This is a genomic window from Mesorhizobium sp. KACC 23794 (assembly GCF_052180275.1).
Taxonomy (GTDB): Bacteria; Pseudomonadota; Alphaproteobacteria; order Rhizobiales; family Rhizobiaceae; genus Kumtagia.
In genome coordinates this window covers 2356023-2372752 of the sequence record NZ_CP197465.1, presented here as the reverse complement: position 1 = coordinate 2372752, position 16730 = coordinate 2356023, and the positions used below count along the sequence as shown (strand labels likewise).

Annotated in this window: 18 protein-coding genes and 1 tRNA gene; 8 read left to right on the top strand and 11 right to left on the bottom strand. The window is 63.2% G+C overall.

The annotated features are described in order from the left end of the window. Positions 1–174 precede the first annotated feature (174 nt). Positions 175–555, top strand: coding sequence for a flagellar export protein FliJ (locus ACSBOB_RS11690; RefSeq protein WP_442582559.1), 381 nt, complete (start codon positions 175–177; stop codon positions 553–555). A 90-nt stretch (positions 556–645) separates the two neighbouring features. Then, the gene (locus ACSBOB_RS11685; protein WP_442582558.1) at positions 646–1107 is read left to right on the top strand and encodes a paraquat-inducible protein A; all 462 of its coding nucleotides are present in this window, start codon (positions 646–648) and stop codon (positions 1105–1107) included. A gap of 43 nt (positions 1108–1150) precedes the next feature. Here ACSBOB_RS11685 and ACSBOB_RS11680 read toward each other — a convergent pair whose 3' ends face one another. After that, on the bottom strand, positions 1151–1483 hold the full coding sequence (locus tag ACSBOB_RS11680; protein ID WP_442582557.1) for a winged helix-turn-helix transcriptional regulator: 333 nt from the start codon (positions 1481–1483) through the stop codon (positions 1151–1153). 145 nt (positions 1484–1628) lie between these two features. Between ACSBOB_RS11680 and ACSBOB_RS11675 the strand changes: the two genes are divergently transcribed. Next, positions 1629–2555, top strand: coding sequence for an NADP-dependent oxidoreductase (locus ACSBOB_RS11675; RefSeq protein ID WP_442582556.1), 927 nt, complete (start codon positions 1629–1631; stop codon positions 2553–2555). A gap of 176 nt (positions 2556–2731) precedes the next feature. Here the strand turns inward: ACSBOB_RS11675 and efp are convergent, their stop codons facing one another. Next, the gene (gene efp / locus ACSBOB_RS11670; RefSeq protein WP_442582555.1) at positions 2732–3298 is read right to left on the bottom strand and encodes an elongation factor P; all 567 of its coding nucleotides are present in this window, start codon (positions 3296–3298) and stop codon (positions 2732–2734) included. Between the two features lie 117 nt (positions 3299–3415). Between efp and epmA the strand changes: the two genes are divergently transcribed. Further along, on the top strand, positions 3416–4462 hold the full coding sequence (epmA, locus tag ACSBOB_RS11665) for an EF-P lysine aminoacylase EpmA (protein ID WP_442582554.1): 1047 nt from the start codon (positions 3416–3418) through the stop codon (positions 4460–4462). Between the two features lie 100 nt (positions 4463–4562). Here epmA and sciP read toward each other — a convergent pair whose 3' ends face one another. Continuing rightward, on the bottom strand, positions 4563–4838 hold the full coding sequence (sciP, locus tag ACSBOB_RS11660) for a CtrA inhibitor SciP (RefSeq protein ID WP_026227425.1): 276 nt from the start codon (positions 4836–4838) through the stop codon (positions 4563–4565). Between the two features lie 40 nt (positions 4839–4878). Beyond that, on the bottom strand, positions 4879–5112 hold the full coding sequence (locus ACSBOB_RS11655; RefSeq protein ID WP_442582553.1) for a hypothetical protein: 234 nt from the start codon (positions 5110–5112) through the stop codon (positions 4879–4881). Here ACSBOB_RS11655 and mnmA point away from each other — a divergent pair. Continuing rightward, positions 5111–6298 carry a tRNA 2-thiouridine(34) synthase MnmA gene (gene mnmA, locus ACSBOB_RS11650; protein ID WP_442582552.1) on the top strand — a complete coding sequence of 396 codons (1188 nt, stop codon included), beginning with the start codon at positions 5111–5113 and terminating at the stop codon, positions 6296–6298. The two genes, ACSBOB_RS11655 and mnmA, sit on opposite strands and share 2 nt — an antisense overlap. Positions 6299–6728: 430 nt before the next feature. Here mnmA and ACSBOB_RS11645 read toward each other — a convergent pair whose 3' ends face one another. After that, complete coding sequence (locus tag ACSBOB_RS11645) at positions 6729–7682, bottom strand: Gfo/Idh/MocA family protein (protein ID WP_442582551.1); 954 nt, start codon at positions 7680–7682, stop codon at positions 6729–6731. A gap of 420 nt (positions 7683–8102) precedes the next feature. On the opposite strand from ACSBOB_RS11645, the gene ACSBOB_RS11640 reads away from it, so the two are divergent. The 3 genes from ACSBOB_RS11640 (at position 8103) to ACSBOB_RS11630 (ending at position 8950) form a co-directional block, all read left to right on the top strand. Further along, positions 8103–8179, top strand: a tRNA-Met gene (locus tag ACSBOB_RS11640). Positions 8180–8447: 268 nt separating this feature from the next. Further along, a complete protein-coding gene (locus ACSBOB_RS11635; RefSeq protein ID WP_442582550.1) occupies positions 8448–8654 on the top strand; it encodes a hypothetical protein in 207 nt (68 codons plus the stop codon). Beyond that, a complete protein-coding gene (locus ACSBOB_RS11630) occupies positions 8651–8950 on the top strand; it encodes a hypothetical protein (RefSeq protein WP_442582549.1) in 300 nt (99 codons plus the stop codon). The genes ACSBOB_RS11635 and ACSBOB_RS11630 overlap by 4 nt, the downstream gene beginning before the upstream one ends. Before the next feature lie 122 nt (positions 8951–9072). Here ACSBOB_RS11630 and ACSBOB_RS11625 read toward each other — a convergent pair whose 3' ends face one another. The 6 genes from ACSBOB_RS11625 to ACSBOB_RS11600 form a co-directional block, all read right to left on the bottom strand. Next, positions 9073–9849: a GGDEF domain-containing protein gene (locus ACSBOB_RS11625; RefSeq protein ID WP_442582548.1), complete on the bottom strand. Its 777-nt coding sequence runs from the start codon at positions 9847–9849 to the stop codon at positions 9073–9075. A gap of 436 nt (positions 9850–10285) precedes the next feature. Next, positions 10286–10600: a hypothetical protein gene (locus ACSBOB_RS11620; RefSeq protein ID WP_442582547.1), complete on the bottom strand. Its 315-nt coding sequence runs from the start codon at positions 10598–10600 to the stop codon at positions 10286–10288. After that, the gene (locus ACSBOB_RS11615) at positions 10597–11169 is read right to left on the bottom strand and encodes a terminase small subunit (protein WP_442582546.1); all 573 of its coding nucleotides are present in this window, start codon (positions 11167–11169) and stop codon (positions 10597–10599) included. The genes ACSBOB_RS11620 and ACSBOB_RS11615 overlap by 4 nt, the downstream gene beginning before the upstream one ends. A gap of 7 nt (positions 11170–11176) precedes the next feature. Then, positions 11177–11509: a hypothetical protein gene (locus ACSBOB_RS11610; protein WP_442582545.1), complete on the bottom strand. Its 333-nt coding sequence runs from the start codon at positions 11507–11509 to the stop codon at positions 11177–11179. Continuing rightward, positions 11506–14157 carry a hypothetical protein gene (locus ACSBOB_RS11605; RefSeq protein WP_442582544.1) on the bottom strand — a complete coding sequence of 884 codons (2652 nt, stop codon included), beginning with the start codon at positions 14155–14157 and terminating at the stop codon, positions 11506–11508. The genes ACSBOB_RS11610 and ACSBOB_RS11605 overlap by 4 nt, the downstream gene beginning before the upstream one ends. After that, complete coding sequence (locus ACSBOB_RS11600; RefSeq protein ID WP_442582543.1) at positions 14157–16607, bottom strand: hypothetical protein; 2451 nt, start codon at positions 16605–16607, stop codon at positions 14157–14159. The genes ACSBOB_RS11605 and ACSBOB_RS11600 overlap by 1 nt, the downstream gene beginning before the upstream one ends. Positions 16608–16730: the final 123 nt, after the last annotated feature.

Below are 16730 nucleotides of genomic sequence, written 5' to 3'. Positions count from 1 at the left end.
ACCGCGCCTTAAGCCCTTGCACGTATGATTAACAATGCCCGTAAACGAATGGTTACCGGGCGCGAAATTTCTTAGGTTTTCGTTTCATTTCGTTAAGGAGCGATCCGGCGGGACGAGACGGACGATTTTTGACGATGCGTTTGCGGGTCTGTGTTGCGTTTCCGGAGTGTGGACATGAAGTCACGTGAGAACCTTGTTCGGCTGAAGCAGTTTCAGGCGAACGAAAAGCGCCGGCAGCTCGCGCAACTGGACATGATGATCGGCGAGTTCGAGCGCATGGCGAACGACCTCGAGGTGCAGATCGCCGCCGAGGAGAAGAAGGCGGGCATCACCGACATCAATCATTTCGCCTATCCGACCTTCGCCAAGGCCGCGCGCCAGCGCCGCGACAATCTGAAGAACTCGCAGGGCGACCTCGCCGACCAGCGGACCACCGCCGTCTCCCTACTCCGCGAAGCTGAAGCGGAGCTCTCCAAGGCCCAGTTGCTGGAATCGCGCGACGGAAAGATACGCGAGACGGACGGCCACCACAGCCGCAGCGCGATGATCGGCTGAGCCGAAAATCGCGCTCCAACTGGAGCCCGAATGCGCCGCCGCCCGGCGCCGCCGCTTCCACGGCGCGGCGGCTTCGGCTGGAGCCATGTTATGGCGCAACCCTATCCTCTCCTCCTGCCACTAATCCTGTTTGCCGCGACGTTCTGCTTCGCGCTCGGCATCGTCATGCCGCTGATCCAGGTGGACCGGCTGTATTTCTTCGCCGACCAGCCCTCGCTGATCGGCATCGTCGCCGGCCTGTGGGACCAGGGCGACGTCCTGCTGGCGGGCGTCATAGGCCTTTTCTCGCTCGGCTTCCCGGCGCTCAAACTGGCGCTGCTGCATTGCGCCGCCTACGCGGAGCATCACTCGCCGCGCATTCCCGCCTGGTTCAGGGCGCTGGCCAACTGGTCGATGCTGGATGTCGTGCTGGTGGCGCTGGTGGTCTTCGCGGCCAAGACCAGCGGGCTGGCCACCGCCTTCACCAAACCCGGCCTGTGGTTCTTCGCGGCTTCCGTGCTGCTCACGGCGGCGGCCTCGGCGCTGGCGAAGCGCGCGGCCGCCGACCACTGACACGAGGAACGGCGTGCGGCCTCCCAGGCCGCGAAGGCCTTCCCTACGCCTCTTCGAGAACGCCTTCGCGGGATCGCGCCTCGCGGATTTCGGGCGCGTAGCGCTCCGCCCAGATCCGGATCTGGCCGAGCAGTTCCCCCAGATTGCGGCCAAGCTCGGTCAGCTCGTATTCGACATGCGGCGGGATCACCGGGAAAACCTCGCGCCGCACCAGCCCGTCGCGCTCCAGCACACGCAAGGTCTGGGTGAGCATCTTCGGCGTGATGCCCTCCACCTTGCGGGCGATCTCGCCATAGCGCCGCCGGCCCGGCTTGAGCGCGCCGACCACCAGATAGACCCATTTGCTGGCCAGCATCTCCAGCACCGTATGGGACATGCAATCGCGCCGGAACGCATCGTAGCCGAAAGGCCTGTCGCAATCGTCACTATCCATGAGGTGCATATATATCGTGAAGGTGCATACTGGACAAGCGCCGATACTATCCAAATGATAGTGTCGTTCATCAGCCAAGGAGATCATGATGCGCGCCATAGTCCAGAACAGCGTCGGCGGACCTGAAGTCCTCGCCGTATCGGACCGTCCGACGCCTAGCCCCGGTCCGGGCCAGGTTCTCGTCCGGGTCAAGGCCGCCGGTGTCAATCCGGTCGATGTCGCGGTGCGCGCCGGCTTCTATCCGCTGCTCGGAGAACCGCCCTTCATCATCGGTTGGGATATCGCGGGCACGGTGGAGGCGCTGGGTGACGGAGTCACCGCCTTCAAGGCAGGCGACGCGGTTTTCGGCATGCCGTATTTTCCGAAGCAGGCGGCGGCCTATGCCGAATTTGCGGTGGCTCCCGCCGACGAAGTGGCCTTGAAGCCGGCGGCGCTCGATTTCGACCAGGCCGGCGGCCTGCCGCTGGCCGGGCTGACCGCCTGGCAGGCACTGGTCGGCGCCGGCGGCATCAAGGCCGGCCAGCGCGTGCTAATCCACGCCGCCGCCGGCGGCGTCGGCCATCTGGCCGTGCAGATCGCCAAGGCCAAGGGCGCCCATGTGATCGCCACCGCCAGCACGGAAAAACGCGATTTCGTCCGCTCGCTCGGCGCCGACGAGGTGATCGACTACACGGCGACGGATTTTTCAGAAACCGTCCGCGACATCGACATCGTTCTGGAGCCGATCGGCGGCGACCACGCGGCGCTGTCTCTGAAAACCTTGCACCCAGGCGGCATCATCGCGGCGTTGCTGACGCCGAGCGACGCCGCCAGGGCCGAGATCGACCGGAGCGGAAAACGGTTTGCGCGGATCGGCGTGCGTCCCGACGGGCCGGCGCTGCGGGAACTCGCCGCCCTCGCCGAGGCCGGCAAGCTGAAAGTCCATGTGGCGAGGACATTTCCGCTGGCCGAGACAGGTGCGGCGCACATCTTCCTTGGCACGAGGCCGATCGGCAAGGTGGTGCTGACGACCTGAGCGCGGCACTGGCGACAGGGATATCAGTGTGGCCGAAGGCCCCCTGCCGGGCAACGTTCGGACGCGGACTCGCTCATGCCGGTGATGAATTCCGACCAGCGAAACCTCCACTCCGGCCCCAGGCCGAAGTGGAGGTATTTCGAACAGGACAGCGATGGAGCCTGGAGCCGCCGGTATCAGTCCTTGGCGCGCTCGACATACGACCCGTCGGCGGTCATCACCACGACGCGCGTGCCGACGCCGATATGCGGCGGCACGGCGGTGCGCACGCCATTGGACAGGATCGCCGGCTTATAGGACGACGACGCCGTCTGGCCCTTGGTCGTTGGCTCGGTCTCGACCACCTCGAACGCCGCGCGCTGCGGCAGCACCAGGGCGATCGCCACGCCATTGTGCAGCGAAAGCTGCACCGCCATGCCTTCTGACAGATAGGGCGCCTGGTCCGCGATATCGGCGGCAGGGACCGCCACCTGCTCGTAGGTCTCGGGGTTCATGAAATGATACCCCTCGCCGTCGCCATAGAGGAAGGTGTGCTCGCGCTCCTCCACATGGGCGCGCTCCACCTGCTCTGTGGTGCGGTAGCGCTCGGAGATCTTCACCCCGTCCGAGATGCGGCGCATATCGAGCTGGGTCACCGGCGTGCCCTTGCCGGGGTGTATGTTCTCGGCAAACAGGATGACGTAGAGCTTGCCGTCCTTGTCGACGACATTGCCTTTGCGCAAGGAACTGGCGATCACCTTCACGGGCTCAATCCTGATCAATAGGGGTCGGCGTTCGCCGACCGAAGAAGCATTTGCGTGCGCCCTACAACATCTTTATGGCCGCCGCCAGCCACCTTCGCTACGGAGACCATCCCTTCCATGACCGAAGCCTCGCCCTGGTGGACGCCGCACGTCCATGCCGACCGCCGTCCGCGGCTGATCCAGCGCAACGCCATCGCCGCCGCCATCCGCGACTGGTTCGCCCGCCGCGACTTCATCGAGGTCGAAACCGCGGCCCTGCAGATCTCGCCCGGCAACGAGACGCATCTGTCGGCCTTCGCCACCGAGGCGATCCGCCCCGACACCACGCGCCAGCCGCTCTATCTGCACACCTCGCCGGAATTCGCCTGCAAGAAGCTGCTTGCCGCCGGCGAGAAACGCATCTTCAGTTTTGGGCCTGTCTGGCGCAACCGGGAGCGCGGGGCGCTGCACCACCCCGAATTCACGATGATCGAGTGGTATCGCGTGGGCGAAACCTACGAGAGCCTGATGGACGATTGCGCGGCGCTGCTGGCGCTTGCCGCCGAGCGGGCCGGCACGAAACGTTTTGCCTTTCGCGACCGGGAGGCCGATCCCTTCGCCGAGCCGGAACACCTGACCGTCCATGACGCCTTCATGCGCCACGCTGGCATCGATCTGCTGGCCACTGTCGCGTCTGATGGCGAAACCGACCGCGACAGCCTGCATGCCGCCGTCGCGCAAGCCGGCATGCGCACCGCGCCCGACGATACCTGGTCCGACCTGGTCAGCCGGGTGATGGTCGAGCGCGTCGAGCCAGCACTTGGCAAGGGCCGCGCCACCATCCTCTACGAATACCCGATCCCGGAGGCAGCCCTTGCCCGTCCGAGCGCCCGGGACCCGCGCGTAGCGGAACGATTCGAGCTCTATTGCTGCGGCGTCGAACTCGCCAACGCCTTCGGCGAGCTGACCGACCCGGACGAGCAGCGTCGGCGGTTTTCGGCCGACATGGACGAGAAGCAGAAAATCTACGGCGAACGCTATCCGATCGACGAGGATTTTCTGAGCGCCTTGTCGATCATGCCTGAATCCAGCGGCATCGCGCTCGGCTTCGACCGGCTGGTCATGCTTGCCACCGGCGCGCGCCGCATAGAGGACGTGATTTGGACGCCGGTTTCGGACGGCTGAAGCACGACAGAAGTACACCGGGACGATATCCGCACGCCCCAATCGCCGCTCATAGAAGGAAATCGCGGACTGCCGTCCGCACTTTCAGACTGCAACCCGATCAATGCCGGTATTGCTGGATCCGTGTGGTGCGCAGGCCGGCAAGGCCGTATTCGTCGATCGACGCCTGCCAGGACAGGAATTCCTCGGTGGTCAGCTTGTAGCGCTGGCAGGCTTCCTCGAGGCTGAGCAGACCGCCGCGCACGGCGGCAACGACCTCTGCCTTGCGGCGAATGACCCACCGGCGCGTATTCGATGGCGGCAAATCGGCAATGGTCAGAGGGCTGCCGTCGGGCCCAATGACATACTTAACACGCGGCCTTACCAGATCGGTCATCGTACTCTCTACAATATTCACAGACCTAATCGTGCACAGACTAGCGCCACAGCTTTAAAAATTGCCTAAGCGCTCCGACAAGCGTAGGGACTTCTCCGTCAACGAACCCTTTCGGTGCGCCCGACAATTTTAACGATTCCGCCATCCGGCCGAACATGCCAGCCATTTCAATGGCTTGGCTCAATCGATCGGTGAACTGGCGGCGGGCGCTTGCTTGACCTATATTCGTAACGTTGGCATGAAACGCCGGTTTCGAACCTTGGAAAGCCTCCATGAACAGCCTCGATCTGCCGGGAAGGCCTGAGGACACCCGCATCGTCGTGGCAATGTCGGGCGGCGTGGACTCTTCCGTCGTCGCCGGAATCCTGAAGCGCGAGGGCTACGACGTCGTCGGCGTGACGCTGCAGCTCTACGATCACGGCGCAGCCACCCACCGCGCCGGCTCCTGCTGTGCCGGCCGCGACATCGACGACGCGCGCCGCGTTTCCGAGACGCTGGGCATCCCGCATTACGTGCTCGACTACGAGGAGCGTTTCCGCAAGGCCGTCATCGATCCCTTCGCCGAGAGCTATGTCGCCGGCGAGACGCCGATCCCCTGCGTGTCCTGCAACCAGACGGTCAAGTTCGCCGACCTGCTGGAGACCGCGCGCGACCTGGGCGCCGAAGCGCTGGCTACCGGCCATTATATCCGCAGCCGCGCGAACGGCGCGCACCGCGCGCTGTATAGGCCGGTCGACGCCGACCGCGACCAGAGCTATTTCCTGTTCGCCACCACGCAGGAGCAGATCGACTATCTGCGCTTTCCGCTGGGCGGCCTGTCCAAGCCGGAGGTGCGCGCCATCGCCGCCGGTCTCGGCCTCACCGTCGCCGACAAGCAGGACAGCCAGGACATCTGCTTCGTGCCGCAGGGAAAATATTCCGACATTATCTCCAGGCTGAAGCCGACGGCGGCCACGCCGGGCGAGATCGTCCACATCGACGGCCGAGTGCTCGGCCGCCACGAGGGCATATTGCGCTACACGATCGGCCAGCGCCGCGGCATCGGCATCGCGTCCGGCGAGCCGCTCTATGTCGTGCATCTCGACGCCGAGCGCGCCCGCGTCATCGTCGGCCCGCGCGAGGCGCTGGAGACCAGAAAAGTCTATCTGCGCGCCATGAACTGGCTCGGCGACGACGACCTCGACGCGACCGGCGCCCAGGGCATCGAGCTCTTCGCAAAGGTCCGCTCGACCCGTCCGCCGCGCCCGGCGATGCTCTACCGCCGCAACGGCGTCACCTGGGTGGAATTGACCGAGGGCGAATCCGGCATCGCGCCCGGCCAGGCCTGCGTGCTCTACGGCGACGAGTCCAACGAGGCGCGCGTGCTCGGCGGCGGTTTCATTGAGCGCTCGGAGCGCAGCGCGGCTGCCGAGGCGATGCTGGCGAGACTGGCGGCCCCCGCGCATATCGCGGCCGAATAGGTTCTCCGGATGGACCGGATAGGGATCAGAGATAGGGCGACAGCCGTTGGTCGCACTTTGACCGCCTGCTCCCTTGCGATCACGGACTTCAGAACACCTTGGCGAGCGAAACTGGCGGTCTTATTCGTACTCGTCGGCTGGATGACGGCAGGCACACTGATCAGTTCATTGACGCCATTGAACGGTCTCTCTGAACTGGCTTGGACCGTTGTCGGCCTCTGTGCTGCCGTGACTATCCTGCAACGGCTCGTTCCCTCGAAACTTATGGCGGAATTCAGGGAAAAAGCCGGTTCGATAGAGGTTCAAGCACACCATCGCGCTTATCTCGAATGCATAGCCCTGCTTGTAGCTGCAGCCGCAGCCTTCGGCATCTGGTATGTGGCTTGGCGGTAGCGGACTGCGGGCGTAGCCGCCACTTCAGGGCTAGCCTTCAGCTATGCGTGATCGTTCCGGCGGTCAGGATGCGCAGCACCTCTATACCCTCCTCGCCGCTGGTGCGCGGCGGCTCGCGGGTCTCGATGCAGTGGATGAAATGCTCCAGCTCGCGCGTCAGCGGCATGCCGCCCTCGACCGGCACATAGGTCGGCTCGTTGGTGGTGGCGAGCCACTGGCCGCTGTCCTGCCAGACCTCGTGGTGGTAGATGGCGAGTTTCTTGTCCCACGGCTCGACATCGTCGAACACCGCCATCGCCTTGGTGCCGACCACCGTCAGCCGCCGCTCGCGATAGGGGTTCAGCCGCGAGGCGAACAGGTGGCCGCGCAGCCCGTCGGGAAAACGCATGTGCAGATGGGCGAAATCGCTGAGCCGGTCGAGCAGCGCCGCTCCCTCTCCGCGGACTTCGAGCGGCGCCTGGCCGGTAATGGCAAGAATCATCGACAGGTCGTGCGGCGCAAGGTCCCACAGCGCATCGTTCTCCGTATGGAATTTGCCGAGGCCGAGGCGGTGCGAGTGGATGTATTTCACCACGCCGAGTTCGCCGTCGTCGATCAGCGCCTTGAGTTTTTCGAACGCCGGATGGAAGCGCAGCACATGGCCGGTCATGAAGATGCGGCCGTTGCGCGCAGCCGCTGCCACCGCCCGCTCGGCGTCCGGCACGGTGAGCGCGATCGGCTTCTCGACCAGCACGTCCTTCCCCGCCTCGACGGCGCGCACCGCCTGCTCCGCATGAAACTGCGGCGGCAGCGCCATGACCACTCCGTCGATATCGTCCCGCTGGAAAAGCTCGGACGGCGCGATCGCCAGGCAGTCATGCTCGACCGCAAAACCTTCGGCGCGCGCGCCGTTCACATCGGAAACCGCGCGCAGCACGCCCAGCCCCTTCAGCGTGCGGACATGGTTCGCTCCCCAGTATCCGCAACCCAGGACAGCGATACTTGGCTTCATCAATCGAAAAACTCTGGGGCGGCTGGCGAAAGGATTGCGGGGCAGACATAGCCACGCGCTCCCGCGAACTCAAGCCTGCGCGGCGCACGATTGATTGCAGCCGAAAACGTCGCTTCACCGGCAACAAGCGCCCTTGCCGGCAAAGCACCGAGGCCGTTCCCCCGCGAAATCCCGATAAACCGCCGGACTGGCAAGGCCCGGATGGACCCGCCAGGCACCGCGTGATCGCACTGTGCCGAACGGGACAGCGGCATCCGCCGGGCACCCACAGCGAAAGCCTGCAAGGGGCCATGTGTGGCAAACAGAGCCTCCATGCGCCACGAAGCGGCATCTTCGTCTCCACCACGCTTGACAGGCTCGGCCCGCCCCCCCTATACCCCCGCTGCTTTCGCGGCGCGGCTTGCGTCCGATGCAAGGCTTGGCGGAGTAGCTCAGTTGGTTAGAGCACGGGAATCATAATCCTGGGGTCGGGGGTTCGAGTCCCTCCTCCGCTACCAAAATTTCTTCAACGTTTTCTGAGACTTAGCGGACGTGATCGGTTACCTAGGTGGCCTTTCATGTCGCAGTCATGTTGCAAGCGCGTACCAAGGATTTCCAACGATTTCCACAGTGTGACGGCGCGTCCATGCGACATGGAATGCAACATGGTGGACTCAAGTTACGACCAAATCTCATTGCGAATCGGCCCACGTCCGCGCCGGCAATGCCTTTGTGTGGAACAACCGCGAGGCGCCGCAGTTTTCCGACCACATCGGAGGAACGCCTATGGCCCGGCAGAGTGAGTCATTCACGAGCAAGATGTCGAGGATCGATACAGCTTCCCGCGAGATCATCGACAAGGAGGCGGCCGACCGCGAAAGAAAGACGGCGCGGCTTCGAGCGATGAGGCTCGAAAAGGAAGCTGCGGCAGGACAGCCCAAGCGCGCTCGTCGGACGTCTGCTAAATCAGCGGACAGCGGACGGGTCGGATGAGCACCACCAGAGAGTTCCTTGCTAACTGGCTTCAGGAGAACGTCGGCAACCTCCCCACCGAAAGCGAAGTGAGCATGGCCGTCCTGGCGCAACAGTTTGAACAGGATGCCGACGCTGCCGGCTATGGTTATGGGGCGCGCGAAGATGAACTTGGCAACGTCGAAAACGCCATAGCTGAAGCGCTGAAGATGGGTTCAACCCGAGAGCATAGGCAAACTAGAGTCGCTGTTGACGAGACCAATCCTGCACCCCTCATGGAAGCGCTGGAGGTCGACGACTCAAGAAGCGGGCCGTGATGTTCAGGCGGCAGAACTAAGAGAAGTCGCGCATCCGCCCGGAAAATCGGTCCTAAAAAACCGTTGGAGGCTATCGACAGGCTTGGGTTGTCACGAGGTTGTGCCATTCCCCATGTCGAAGGTTAAGAATTGAGGCCCTGGCGAGGGCGCCAGTCCGGTGGCGGGATCCGCATTTCAACCCTGTTGCGGCCGTTGCGCTTTGCCGCGTAAAGGCCGCTGTCTGCATGGCGATATAGATCGGCAAATGATGCTCGCTGGTGTGCTACTGTGCCACCAACGCTTACGCTGATCGGCCAAGCTACACCTTCCGCGTAGAATTCGATCCTGTTCACAAATGTGCGAACTCGCTCTCCGACTAGCCTGGCTTGATCTGGGCCGGCGCCGGGCAGAAAAACACCAAACTCCTCGCCACCCAGCCGACCTACCAGGTCAATATCCCGCAGGGCTCCCTTGATCGAGTCCGTGACGGCTTTCAGCGCCTCATCGCCGCGTTGGTGTCCCAGCGCGTCATTGATATTCTTGAAGTGATCAACGTCGATCACAAGTAGCGCGCCGCCGCTAGGAGCATGGGCCACCTTGTCTAGATAAGCATCCACCAATGTCGTGAACGCCCCTCGCGTTAGGCACGAGGTTAGTCCGTCGGTCGAAGCTACAACGAGCAAATCACGATGCGCGAGCGCTAGCGCACGCTGTTGGCTCAACAGGAACCAAAGCAACGGCGGCGCAAGCACCAACGGAATAGTGAGATTGTTAATTGGTTTAGCTCCCCACCGCCAGCCGTCGGCGATCGAGTAGCTATCGATTGCAAATGCCACCGAAATGCAGAGCGTCGTCCCGATAATCGTGAAGACGATTACCCGCCCATAGCCGTGCGGAGACATATCAAAAAGAAATTTCACCAGCGTGGTCCGGTTCGCCGTATTTTGGCTACCAGCTCTTCAAGGTTGGTTTAAGAATTTCGTCAAATTGATTCATTCGAGTCTCCCTTGATAATACTTCGGTTGGATCTGTCACGATGGGATCAGGGATACCTATAGTGCGTTGGAGACGGTTTTTATAAATTCTTTCGAGAATGTCGCATGCGGCTTCCGCTCGCTGCTGGCGCCTTCCACTCAAGGCAGCGCCTCCGAGAACCGCCAATTTTTCTGTCTGAGTGTCCCAGACTGACCACATGCCTGACTTTTCGGCGACACACATAAAACGGGGTGAGATTGCCATGACGCAAAACGCCCTCATCCCCAATAAGTTTCGCAGGATCACACCGCATGGTAAACGTAGGCGAACGCACGGCCACCTGTCGGATCAAACGGTTGAGGTCAGTTGGACAAACATGCCCTACCCCGTCGACGGCCAGTGCTTGAGGCTTTCCCCTGCCTGCTCGACCGCGAGAAATACCTCGTCGGTTTCCGAATCATGCTCACCTTGAGCGAGATCGGCCCGGATGCGGTCAACCATCTCATTTGCCATTGCCGCCGTCACGGCCAGGCTTTTGCCGAGGGTGGCGGCTTCGCCATACCTCCCAACTTGGCAGGATGCCGCCGAGATCACGTCCATGATGGCTGACACGCCGGCGAGTTCGGCGAGGTGGCGGGACTTCACCGCAGCGGGCGTGCCGGCTTCCGGATACGGCTCTCCATAGTGTAGTTTCATGACGCAGGTTCCTTCTCTTGGGATGAATGAAGTATCGAGACGATGGCCTTTGCCACGTCGGTCGGATTCGGCGGCTCAGACAGCGGCTCGCCGTTCTTGCCGGTGAGCTCGTGCCGGTCGACGAACATCTTGAGGTGTTTGCCAATCTTTTCGAGCGCCGAATTCTTATCCCACGCCTTGATTTCCGTGACGTACTCCACCTGCGGGTTGCCGTCGGCATCCCTGCCTGCGCTTCGGGTCACGACCTTGATCGAGGCGACGGAAGCCGCAAACTCGTCCGACCAGTCCTCTGGCATTTTCAGCCGGCCCCCGTCGAAAGCCTCCCGTAGATCAGCGAAACCAAGCCTGCCGAGTTCCTTCAGGACGCGCACCGTATCGATACCGGCGACGCGGGCGGCATCCTCCAGCAGTTCGTCAACGCGGGCAGTCACCGCCTCATCGGCTCGCAATCTGCTAGCGCTGCTCTGCGTCGGCTCATAGCCCGCAATTTCATAAGCATCGGTCACGGTCTCGCCCTTGGCGAGGGCTTGAGCGAACAATTCGTGGCGTGGGTTTTCGAGGATAGGCATCGGCTTCCTATGCAGCGGTTGTCGGCGACGGCGACGGCGACGGCGACGGCTGATTGAAGTCCGGGCGCGTCGCCATGACACCGGCGGTCACTTCGGTCATTGCCTGGAAAGCACGCAGCCGGTCGATATTGACGATGCCGAAATCCGTCCCGGCGCCGGGTGAGCACGCAGCCCTGAACTCCAGCAGTTCGAGCCGGGTAAGCCCTTCGAGGAACACACGAAGATCGACATAGTTTTGCAGGAATGAGTTGAAGGCATCCCACACGGTTGCCACCATCTCGTAATCCTGTGGACCGCGCCCCTTCGGGATGGCTGGAAATTCGGTAACATTGTCGGTCATCGTAGAGCCTCCGAGACTGTTGCCGGTCGAAACCGCGTCTGCCCGTAATCCTTCCGCCGCGTCGTGTCCTGCCGACGCAGATAGCCGGGCGAGATGGCATCGCGCAGCGAGTTCAGGACGAGAAAATCCAGCGCCGGCCGGATGTAGAACAAGCTGGCGCCGGGCGTGTTGCCGGCGATCAGGTTCACCGCTTCAGCATATGGCGCCTTGGCTTCCTCGCCGATGATCTTTCCAGCAGTGGCGTCGCGGGATTTCAGTCCGAGTTCGATCAGATCGGCCGCCGCGCCGATGGTAGGACCGGCTGCGCTTTCCAGGACGCTTCCGCCGAAACGGTTGGTCTGCGAAAACAGGAAGTCGCCATACAGACCGAATGCGCCGCCTTGGATAAATGCCGCTGCCATGGTTTTCGGGTCGGTCGGGTCACGCGGCGGCCAGTAGCCGCGAACGAGGTCCTTCATCACAACCGTGAGATATCCGGCCATCGTCATTCCGGCGATGAGCGAGCCGATGTGTGCGGTGCTCTCCAGGTATGAGGCATCCTTACCGAAGCCATAGAGCGCCCGCCCTCCTACGCGCTGTGTGAATGCGATCGGGAAGGATTTGAACTGCGAGATGAAGCGGATCGTCTCGCCCGCGATGGTTCCTGGCCGAAGCCCGAGCGTTGTGGTTCGGCGTGACCGGGCGTCCGTTTCGATGATGCCGAAATTCACCTCGTCTGCGATGAACCCCAACACGGAGAGTTCCAGTTCGCGGCGGCCGTCGCCGAGGATGGCGGCGCGGCGTTCATCGAACACGGCCTGGCGCTTCGCCCGCGTGGCCGGCGTCTTCGCCTCGTCAATCCTGGACGCCTTGCGAGCGGCGGCGACCCTCTTTGCGACCAGGGGCTCTATCACCGTGTCAGGCAAATCGCGAACACGATCCGGCGTCACGTAGCTCCGGCCGTTGCTCTCACGGAATTCAGCGCGGCGGATCGCATTCCACTTTGCGGCGTCGATGTCGTGCAGCCCAAGGACATGCCGGTAATTGGCCGGGAGGGCAGAATATGCCGTCTTTGCTCGCATCCCCATTTCGGCGGCGATGGTGCGGCCGGCGACCGAGCGCGAGGCATCTGTCCACCAGGTGAGCCCATTGAGCCGGAAGAATATCTCCTGAAGCTTTGCCATCTTCCCGACAGGGCCGTCATTGGCAGCCGCTGGCGCAACGATGTGCCCGATCAACCCGTCAAAACCCTCGCCCAGGAGCGCGGCAATCTCAGCCTGTTCCCCTTTCGGCCGCCCCTTCATGATGCCGCCGATCTGCGTCACCAGACCGTTGAAGAAACCGGAGCCGCGAAACATCGAAGCAGCCGCAGCGGTCACATTGTCGCCCGTGACGGAGGACAGGACCGCGCCGCCGAGTTTCGCCATGGATTGAACGGCCCTGATATCGGAGCCGATCTTGGCCGCCGTCACATTGACCGGCCGCGAGACCAGACCGGTGGAAATGTCGATCGCGTGCCGGAGCGCCCCGCCGTCCGTGGTCAGCTTGGCAATCTGCCTTGCCTTGACCTCCGGCGAGAGGTTCGGATCATCCTTGGCGCGACGCTTCAGTCCTTCCGCGACCGCGCCGAACATCACTTCAGGATTCGGGCCAAGCGCCTGCATGTTTGCGGCGGCGCGCGCGGCGTTCCGCAGATGCGCGATCATCCCTGAGACGGTGTTTCCGTACCCAAACTCGTCACGGTAGGCGAGCGCAGCGTCGGCGTCGCGGAAATGCAGGACGCGAGACTTGCCGAGCGACTTCGCCAGGTTGGCCGGGTTGACCCTCTGCCCCTTCTCCTTGGCGGAAGGCTTGTTCGGCAGGCCGGTCACAATCGTATCGAAGATGTCGCGCAGCGCTTCCAGTGCCTCAGCGGGTTCGGCGATGTCGGGAAAGGTCCGCGTGAGATCCAGCTTTCGGAATACCGACGCCACCCATGCATCCTTGCCAGCGGCGATCATGCGGACATCATCATGCGTCTGTGCGCCGGCCCAGCCATCAAGCTTGCCTATGCTGGCCCCGAGCCGGTTGAGGTCTGTCCGGCTCAGTTCCGCGAACCGGGCGAACACGTCAGCCACGTACTTGGCGTCCTCATTGCCCGTGATACCGGGCTTGCCGCCGTTCTTCAGTTCCGACATCTCCCGCATAATGTCAGCATCGAGCTTGGGGTCGCGCAGGGCATCGACCAGGTGCGGCCGGTTCGCCTGAATGTCAGCCATGAGCGCGCCGATGTAGCGAGCCTCGTAGGCAAGGTTCAGGGCCGCGACCGAATTGCGGCCACCCCGCACCCCTCGCTGTGTACCCTCGACCACGGCAAGGAGCGCTTGGCGTGGCGTCAGGCCGGCTTCCAGATGCCTGCCAACGGTTTCGTCCAGCCGATCGCGCACAAGAACATTGAGCGCCGCGTGCCGGCGCTGCATCGCTGCCGCGATGCGGGTCCGCTCGCCTTCACGTTCGGCAAAGGCTTTCAGCTTGTCGCCAAGGTTCGTGGTGTCGCCATCGGCCTCAAGTTTGGCCTTGTGATCGGCAATGCGCTGGAATGCCGCTTCGATCTCCTCGCGCGTCAGCTTGCCGCCGGAAGCGGCATTGGCGGCATCGAAACAGGCTTCATCGGGTGTGTATTTTGCCATTAGAGGAAGCACCTCACCGCCGCCTGGAGCGCGTCGTCATAGGCAACGCCGTTCTCGAATGTCTTGTCGGCGTCGGCCAGTTCTTGCCGGTCGGCATCGGTCAGCCGTCCCTCGGCTTCGACCTGGGCAAGATCAGGCGCTTCGGCAAAGTCGCCCGTCACCGGGTCGACGCCGTGCTGTTCCGCGATTGCTTTGAAGGTGTCCGGTTTGCCGACTGCGGCATCGGCCTCTGCTAGTTCGGCAATTCGGTCGGCTTCGGCGGTTCTCTCAACGCCTGCTCCGCCTGCATCCTGTCGGCCTGTCGTAGAAATTCCTGGTTGCCTGTAGCCTGCGCCGATTTGCGCAACGCCCGTTCGATTATCTCTAGCGCCCGATCCTGTGGCATCAAACAAACCTCTCTGCGGGCCGCCGGCACGTGCTGCGGTAGCGATTATATCATCCGCCGTCAGGGCGTCGTCGAAAAGCTGCGGCTTGCCGGCGGCTTCGGTTTCGGTCGCGAGGCGAGCGAGGAAATCGGCAACATCGTTTCGGGACTTCGCCCTTCCGAAATCCTCGGTGTAGAAGGCTTCGAGAATGCTTTTGACGCGGCGGTTGAAGTCGCCGGTGAAAATGTCGGTCTGTGCCATGGTCTCGGCAAGCACCCGCGAGACGGAGCGGCCCTGCGATGCAGCATCCGACCGCGCCTTGCTCAGAACCTTCAGGGCCTCCAGCAGGTTGGCCGTGACATCGAGGTCGGCATCAACTTCTCGCGCATCGAACAGACGCTTTAGCCTGGCCCATTGCCCAGCGACATCGGTCAGGGCGCCAGTGATAGACTTCGTGTTGTCGTCAACCGCTTCAGAGAACCGAGCCACGGTCGGAGCGTCGCCATAGGCCGTCGCAAGCAGCGCCCGTTCTATGCGGCGCACACCGTCGGCATTGAGTTGACCGGCAGCGTCCACAAGGCTGGCGCGTTCGTTCTCCGGCAGGTTGCGGATGAAGCCCGAGACGAAGGGCCGGTTTGCCGCCGAGAAAGTGTCTCCCGGCTGATATGCGTCAATGACGTTATCCGTCATCGCCCGCACGTCCATCAGGGCCGTTTCCGTAGCCGACATCCGGGCAATGGCCGAGGTGTTGGAATCGCCGACGAAGCGGATGCGGTCGACCGGCGAGAGGTCGCTGACACGCCGAGAAATCATTACCGGCACGCCATCGTCCGGAACGTCATAGCCGGCGCTACGGAGCCTCTGGCGATAGGCTTCGAACCGTTCGGGATGCTGCTGTGCTGCCAGCCGCAGGGCCGCCACGCGACCGTTGCCACTCTCGACAACATTGTCCGGCCCGACGATGGGCGAGCCCCTGTCAGCCTCCGGCGCCGGCAGGAGCCGCGAAGGATCGAGTTCGGAAGCCATGCGGGCAATCTGCGCATCGCTGGCGGCGCGAGACCTGTCACGCGGCTGGAGGTCGCCCGAGGCGGCAACCAGCTCCGATGCGTCAACGATTTCCTGGCGGACCTGCACCCGCGTGCCCGTCGGCGTCACGACGGTGCTGGCGCGCTCGTCAAGCAGGCCGGCAACCTTGGCCGTTACCTTGTCGACAATCGCCGTGGAGTTAGGCCCCAGCACCACCGGCCGGCCGTCAGCCATAGCCTGCACCGCGTCGGCGAGTGGCACGCGGCTTTCATTGATGGTTTGGATCGTCTTCACCCGATCGGCAACGGCTTTTGCCGAGCGCGCATCGGCACGGTTCGCGCGATACTTCCCGACAGCGCCGCCTAGCGCCCCGAAGGCGGAACCGATGATGGCGGAGCCGGCGATATCGAGCGCTACATCGCCGAAAGTTACCTCGTCGCCGAGGCGGTTACGGGCGTCCATTGTGGCCGTCGAGAACAGGGCAGTGCTTGCCATCGCATCAACGGCGGCGCGGCCGGCACTCACCGCAATCCCGGTTCCCCGCGCCGTAGGACCGAGCATGGGAATGTAATTTATCGGGTCCAATGCCTGGCCGGCGATGCCGCCGGCGAAGGCGATGATCGGACGCTTGGCCGCGTAGAACTCCGTAACCTTGCGCCGATCGTAGGCATCGGCGAGCGCGGCGGCGCGGTCCTCTGTCATGCCGCGATCCCAGGGAACGCCCTCCCGGAAAAACCGCGACTGCTTATAGGTTTCCAAGTCGATCGCGCCGGCATCGCCCCGACGCTGCTGCAATTCGTCCACCGTTTCGGCTCGCACCGCCTCCGGCGTGCCAAAGATAGTGCGGCGGCGCGCAACCTGCGGCGTATCGGGCGCGATGCGCACGGTCCCGTCATCCATCTGGATTCGGACACCCGGCACGGTTGGAGCCTCCGGAGGAAGCGCCCCTTTACGGATCGACGTGCCGATGGTGGTTTCGTTGAAACCTTGCTCCGCTCCCAATGCCAGCGTCCGCGCCCTGCTAAAGGGCGCTTCCATGGCCTGCGTCACGAAATCCATGTCTGACATGACGCCGTAGCGCGGGCCGGCGCGAAGTTGGTTTGGGCTCCAATTAGCCATGGAACGCCCTCCCCGGGATTGCCGGATAGGGTTCGTAAACGGCGATTATCGCACCCAATATTC

What these genes read in the sequence shown, in the direction of transcription:
- ACSBOB_RS11690 (WP_442582559.1), top strand. Translation starts at nt 175, where the DNA reads ATGAAGTCACGTGAGAACCTTGTTCGGCTGAAGCAGTTTCAGGCGAAC.
- ACSBOB_RS11685 (WP_442582558.1), top strand. Translation starts at nt 646, where the DNA reads ATGGCGCAACCCTATCCTCTCCTCCTGCCACTAATCCTGTTTGCCGCG.
- ACSBOB_RS11680 (WP_442582557.1), bottom strand. Translation starts at nt 1,483, where the DNA reads ATGTCCCATACGGTGCTGGAGATGCTGGCCAGCAAATGGGTCTATCTG.
- ACSBOB_RS11675 (WP_442582556.1), top strand. Translation starts at nt 1,629, where the DNA reads ATGCGCGCCATAGTCCAGAACAGCGTCGGCGGACCTGAAGTCCTCGCC.
- epmA (WP_442582554.1), top strand. Translation starts at nt 3,416, where the DNA reads ATGACCGAAGCCTCGCCCTGGTGGACGCCGCACGTCCATGCCGACCGC.
- sciP (WP_026227425.1), bottom strand. Translation starts at nt 4,838, where the DNA reads ATGACCGATCTGGTAAGGCCGCGTGTTAAGTATGTCATTGGGCCCGAC.
- mnmA (WP_442582552.1), top strand. Translation starts at nt 5,111, where the DNA reads ATGAACAGCCTCGATCTGCCGGGAAGGCCTGAGGACACCCGCATCGTC.
- ACSBOB_RS11655 (WP_442582553.1), bottom strand. Translation starts at nt 5,112, where the DNA reads ATGGAGGCTTTCCAAGGTTCGAAACCGGCGTTTCATGCCAACGTTACG.
- ACSBOB_RS11645 (WP_442582551.1), bottom strand. Translation starts at nt 7,682, where the DNA reads ATGAAGCCAAGTATCGCTGTCCTGGGTTGCGGATACTGGGGAGCGAAC.
- ACSBOB_RS11635 (WP_442582550.1), top strand. Translation starts at nt 8,448, where the DNA reads ATGGCCCGGCAGAGTGAGTCATTCACGAGCAAGATGTCGAGGATCGAT.
- ACSBOB_RS11630 (WP_442582549.1), top strand. Translation starts at nt 8,651, where the DNA reads ATGAGCACCACCAGAGAGTTCCTTGCTAACTGGCTTCAGGAGAACGTC.
- ACSBOB_RS11620 (WP_442582547.1), bottom strand. Translation starts at nt 10,600, where the DNA reads ATGAAACTACACTATGGAGAGCCGTATCCGGAAGCCGGCACGCCCGCT.
- ACSBOB_RS11615 (WP_442582546.1), bottom strand. Translation starts at nt 11,169, where the DNA reads ATGCCTATCCTCGAAAACCCACGCCACGAATTGTTCGCTCAAGCCCTC.
- ACSBOB_RS11610 (WP_442582545.1), bottom strand. Translation starts at nt 11,509, where the DNA reads ATGACCGACAATGTTACCGAATTTCCAGCCATCCCGAAGGGGCGCGGT.
- ACSBOB_RS11605 (WP_442582544.1), bottom strand. Translation starts at nt 14,157, where the DNA reads ATGGCAAAATACACACCCGATGAAGCCTGTTTCGATGCCGCCAATGCC.
- ACSBOB_RS11600 (WP_442582543.1), bottom strand. Translation starts at nt 16,607, where the DNA reads ATGGATTTCGTGACGCAGGCCATGGAAGCGCCCTTTAGCAGGGCGCGG.